The following is a 3,995-nucleotide window of genomic DNA, read 5'->3' on the forward strand; positions in this document are numbered from 1 at the left end:
GAACTGCTGCGCGGGGTCGCCCGCCGGCGCATCCGCCGCGGACGCCGCGGCATCGGGTGCGGCCTCGCCCGCCGACGCGGGTTTCGCGGCCTGCGCGGCGGCCACGGCCGCTTCCTCGGCCGCCGACATCGAGCTTTGCGCGAACGCGCCGAATGCACGCAGCGTCGCGAGCGTCGCGCGCTGCACCTCGAGCGCCTGGATCGCGGACTGCAGCATCCCGAGATTGAGCTTCAGCCATTGCTCGACCGCGCGCAGATCGGTGATCCGCTTGTCGAGCTCCTCGACGTTCGTGAGCGGCGACATCATGTCGGACATGCTCGACAGCGACGGCGGCAGCCCGTGCGTGGCGCCCGGAAACGGCGCCATCCCGCCGAACGGCGACATCCGCATCATGTCCCACATCCGGTCCATCATGTCGGCGGGCTGGAACCCGGCAAAGCCGGCGAAAGGGTTGGCGCCGGAGGCATCGGTCGTCATACGGGCATCCTGGTTGACTGGGGGAGCGAGGCGGCCGCCGTGCGTCGCGCAGCCGCGCGTGGTTCGATCATAGCGCGCACGTCAGAACGGCGCGTCGCCGGGGAACGCGGGCGGGCGCCGCTCGCGCAGCGAACGGATGCCTTCCTGCACGTCGGGCCCCGAAAAACCCATGAATTCGAGCGCGAGCGACGTATCGAAGGTCGGGCCGGCCATGCGCAGCCAGTTGTTCAGCGCGTACTTGGTCCAGCGGATCGCCGACTGCGAACCGTGCGCGAGCCGCTCGGCCACTTCGTATGCCTTCGGCAGCAGGTCGGCCGGCTCGACCGCGAGCGAGACCAGCCCGATCCGCTCGGCCTCCTCGCCGCTCACGGGCTCGCACAGCATCAGGTAGTACTTCGCCTTCGCCATCCCGCACAGGAGCGGCCACACGATCGCCGCGTGGTCGCCGGCCGCGACGCCGAGCCGCGTATGGCCGTCGATGATGCGCGCATCCTTCGCGGCGATCGAGATGTCGGCGAGCAGCCCGGCGACGAGCCCCGCGCCGACGGCCGGGCCGTGCATCGCCGACACGATCGGCTTGCTGCAGTTGATCACGTTGTAGACGAGGTCACGCGCCTCGCGCCACACGCGGGCGCGCACGTCGAAATCGTTCGCCATCTCCTCGACGAGCGCGAGATCGCCGCCCGCCGAAAAGCCCTTGCCTTCGCCGCGGATCACCGCGACGCGCGTGTCGGGATCGCGATCGACGTCGCGCCAGATGTCGGCGAGCTCGCGATGCATGCGCGCGTTCGCGGTCGCGAGGCCGCTGCGGTTCGCGCCCTCGCCGCTCATCACGATGTCGAGCACGCCATGGTCGCGGCGCGTCACCTTCAGTGCTTCGTAACCGCCGTACGCGGCAAGATCGGCCATCTGCTGCTCCTTGTTCGAGGCGCTCGAACGCTTGAATCGAGTGTAGCCAAGCCCGCGCGGTCAAACATCGGGCGAAACCCGGCGCGCGGGTCGAAGCCGGGTGTCGCCGGCGCGTTGCGTACCGCGCCGCTTATGCCGCGCCGTCGGGCGGGGAAACCGACTGCTCGATCGCGCCGAAGATCGACTTGCCGGCCGCATCGAACATCTCGATGCGCACCATATCGCCGTAGCGCATGAATTCGGTCTGCGGCGCGCCGTGCTCGATCGTCTCGAGGCAGCGCTTCTCGGCGATGCAGCAGTAGCCGCGCTTCGCGTCCTTGTTCGACACCGTACCCGAGCCGACGATCGAGCCGGCACGCAGGTTGCGCGTCTTCGCCGCGTGCGCGATCAACTGGCCGAAGTGAAACACCATGTCGGTGCCGGCGTCGGGCTGGCCGACCTTCTTGCCGTTCCAGTGGACGATCATCGGGCGGTGCACGCGGCCTTCGCGCCATTCGTCGCCAAGCTCGTCGGGCGTGACGGCGACCGGTGCGAACGCGGTGGCCGGCTTGCTCTGGAAGAAGCCGAAGCCCTTCGCGAGTTCGGCCGGAATCAGGTTGCGCAGCGATACGTCGTTCACGAGCGTGACGAGCCGCACGGCCTTCAGCGCGTCGTCGGGCGACACGCTCATCGGCACGTCGCCGGTGATCACCGCGACCTCCGCCTCGAAATCGATGCCCCATTCCTCGGACGGGCACACGACGTCGTCGCGCGGCCCCAGGAAATCGTCGCTGCCGCCCTGGTACATCAGCGGATCGGTCCAGAACTCGGGCGGCATCTCAGCGCCGCGCGCACGGCGCACGAGCTCGACGTGGTTCACGTACGCGGAGCCGTCGGCCCACTGGAACGCGCGCGGCAGCGGCGCCATGCAGTTGGCCGGATCGAACGCGAACGCGTTGCGCGCGCGCCCGTGGTTCAGCGCGTCGTACAGGTCGCGCAGTTGCGGCGCGTAGAACGCCCAGTCGTCGAGGACGCGCTGCAGCGTCGGCGCGATCGCATCGGCAATCGCCGCGGTGTGCAGGTCGCGCGACACGACGATCAGCTGGCCGTCGCGCGTGCCGTCCTTCAGCGAAGCAAGTTTCATAGGGAGGATCTGCCGTTGTAGTGACGATGGAGGGAATCTATTTTACGATGGTGAATCCATGCGGCGCGCCACGATCGCACACGCCGTTTTCGCCCCGTTTCCTGTCGCATTTTCGCGCACCCGTTGCCCATGCCCGCCAGCCCGCTTCCCGACGACGATCTCGCCGACTCCGATACCGACGACGCTGCTTCCGGCGAACACGGCGAGAAGGTCCGTTCCGGCATCCAGTCGATCGAGGTCGGCTTCCGCCTGCTCGACGTGCTGACGAGCGAGCCGCGCGCGATGATGCTGCGCGATCTCGCGCAGCGCGCGGGCATGAGCCCGGCGAAGGCGCATCGCTACCTGGTCAGCTTCTCGCGGCTCGGCGTCGTGTCGCAGGACCCCGTCTCGGGCCGCTACGAGCTCGGCGGCTTCGCGCTGCAGATGGGCCTCGCGCGGCTCGCGCGCGTCGACGGCGTGAAGCTCGCGCGGATCGCGCTGACCGAATTCCGCGATCGCCTCGACCAGACGGTCGGCATCGCGGTGTGGGGCAACCAGGGGCCGACGATCGTGCACTGGATGGAGTCGAGCCATCCGGCGAAGGCGTCGCTGAAGCTCGGCGACGTGATGCCGCTGCTCGGTTCCGCGACGGGCCTGCTGTTCGCCGCGTACCTGCCGCGCAGCAAGACCGCCGCGATGCTCGAGCGCGAACTCGCCGATACGCGCCGCTCGCCGCACCACGGCGGCCCGCGCACGCTCGACGAAGTCGATGCGGTGCTCGCCGACGTGCGCCGGCACCAGGCCGCGCGCGTCGAGGGGATGCTGCTGCCGACGATCCACGCGTTCTGCATGCCGGTGTTCGACGCGGTCGGCGAACTCGCGCTCGCGATCGTCGCGCTCGGCCAGGAAGGCTCGTTCGACATCGCGTGGGGCGGCGAGATCGACACCGCGCTGCGCGCCTGCGCGCAGAAACTGTCTTACGAACTCGGCTATAGTCCCGACGCACGCGACGCCTGACGCGTCCGGTTCACGTCACGCATCGCGAACGCGCAGCGCATCCGACGGTCCGATTCCTGTGGCGCGCGCCGCGCGCCCGACGTCACCCACGCGCCCCGACCCTGTTCGATGCCCATGCAGCCTGCCGACCTTCGCCCGACTCACGCCCAGCCCCGCCGCTGGCTGCGCGTGGGCGTCGCGCTCGTCGCCGTGCTGGTGCTGCATGCGCTCGCCGGGTTCTGGCTGATGCGCAATCGCGAATCGTTCACGCCGCCGCCGCCCGCCGACATCCCCGTGCAGATCGAGTTGCTGAAACCGCAGCCGATCGAGCGCCAGCCGGCCCCGCCGGCGCCGAAGCCGGTCGAACGTCCGGCCGCACCGGCCGCGCCCAAGGCCGCCCCGCCGAAACCCGCGCAGTCGCACGAGCCGGTCCTCACGTCGACGCAGACGGCCGAGCACGGCGAACCGCCGGCGGCGGCCGCGTCCGCTGCGAGCGGCACACCGGGGGCTT

4 protein-coding genes and 1 pseudogene are annotated in these 3,995 nt (G+C 70.1%); 2 read left to right on the plus strand and 3 right to left on the minus strand.

Annotation, left to right across the window (positions count from 1 at the left end):
* The 3 genes from JMF86_RS14510 to JMF86_RS14520 form a co-directional block, all read right to left on the minus strand.
* Nucleotides 1–477, minus strand: a 477-nt coding sequence (locus JMF86_RS14510; RefSeq protein ID WP_374039658.1) for a PhaM family polyhydroxyalkanoate granule multifunctional regulatory protein, incomplete at its 3' end; no start/stop codon positions are given.
* Nucleotides 478–558: 81 nt separating this feature from the next.
* Nucleotides 559–1,386 carry an enoyl-CoA hydratase/isomerase family protein gene (locus JMF86_RS14515; protein WP_011546322.1) on the minus strand — a complete coding sequence of 276 codons (828 nt, stop codon included), beginning with the start codon at nt 1,384–1,386 and terminating at the stop codon, nt 559–561.
* A 130-nt stretch (nt 1,387–1,516) separates the two neighbouring features.
* Nucleotides 1,517–2,509: a fumarylacetoacetate hydrolase family protein gene (locus tag JMF86_RS14520; RefSeq protein WP_201317027.1), complete on the minus strand. Its 993-nt coding sequence runs from the start codon at nt 2,507–2,509 to the stop codon at nt 1,517–1,519.
* Nucleotides 2,510–2,638: 129 nt separating this feature from the next.
* Between JMF86_RS14520 and JMF86_RS14525 the strand changes: the two genes are divergently transcribed.
* Both JMF86_RS14525 and JMF86_RS14530 read left to right on the plus strand, forming a co-directional pair.
* Nucleotides 2,639–3,505 carry an IclR family transcriptional regulator gene (locus JMF86_RS14525; RefSeq protein WP_011546324.1) on the plus strand — a complete coding sequence of 289 codons (867 nt, stop codon included), beginning with the start codon at nt 2,639–2,641 and terminating at the stop codon, nt 3,503–3,505.
* A 108-nt stretch (nt 3,506–3,613) separates the two neighbouring features.
* Nucleotides 3,614–3,995, plus strand: a pseudogene (locus tag JMF86_RS14530) (DUF3108 domain-containing protein); the annotation flags it as partial.

Origin of the sequence: Burkholderia sp. E168m15, assembly GCF_016586105.1 — a bacterium.
GTDB lineage: Bacteria > Pseudomonadota > Gammaproteobacteria > Burkholderiales > Burkholderiaceae > Burkholderia > Burkholderia orbicola.

Bases quoted from the DNA above. Each gene is read 5' to 3' on its own strand.
- JMF86_RS14515 (WP_011546322.1), bottom strand. From the start codon at position 1,386: ATGGCCGATCTTGCCGCGTACGGCGGTTACGAAGCACTGAAGGTGACG.
- JMF86_RS14520 (WP_201317027.1), bottom strand. From the start codon at position 2,509: ATGAAACTTGCTTCGCTGAAGGACGGCACGCGCGACGGCCAGCTGATC.
- JMF86_RS14525 (WP_011546324.1), top strand. From the start codon at position 2,639: ATGCCCGCCAGCCCGCTTCCCGACGACGATCTCGCCGACTCCGATACC.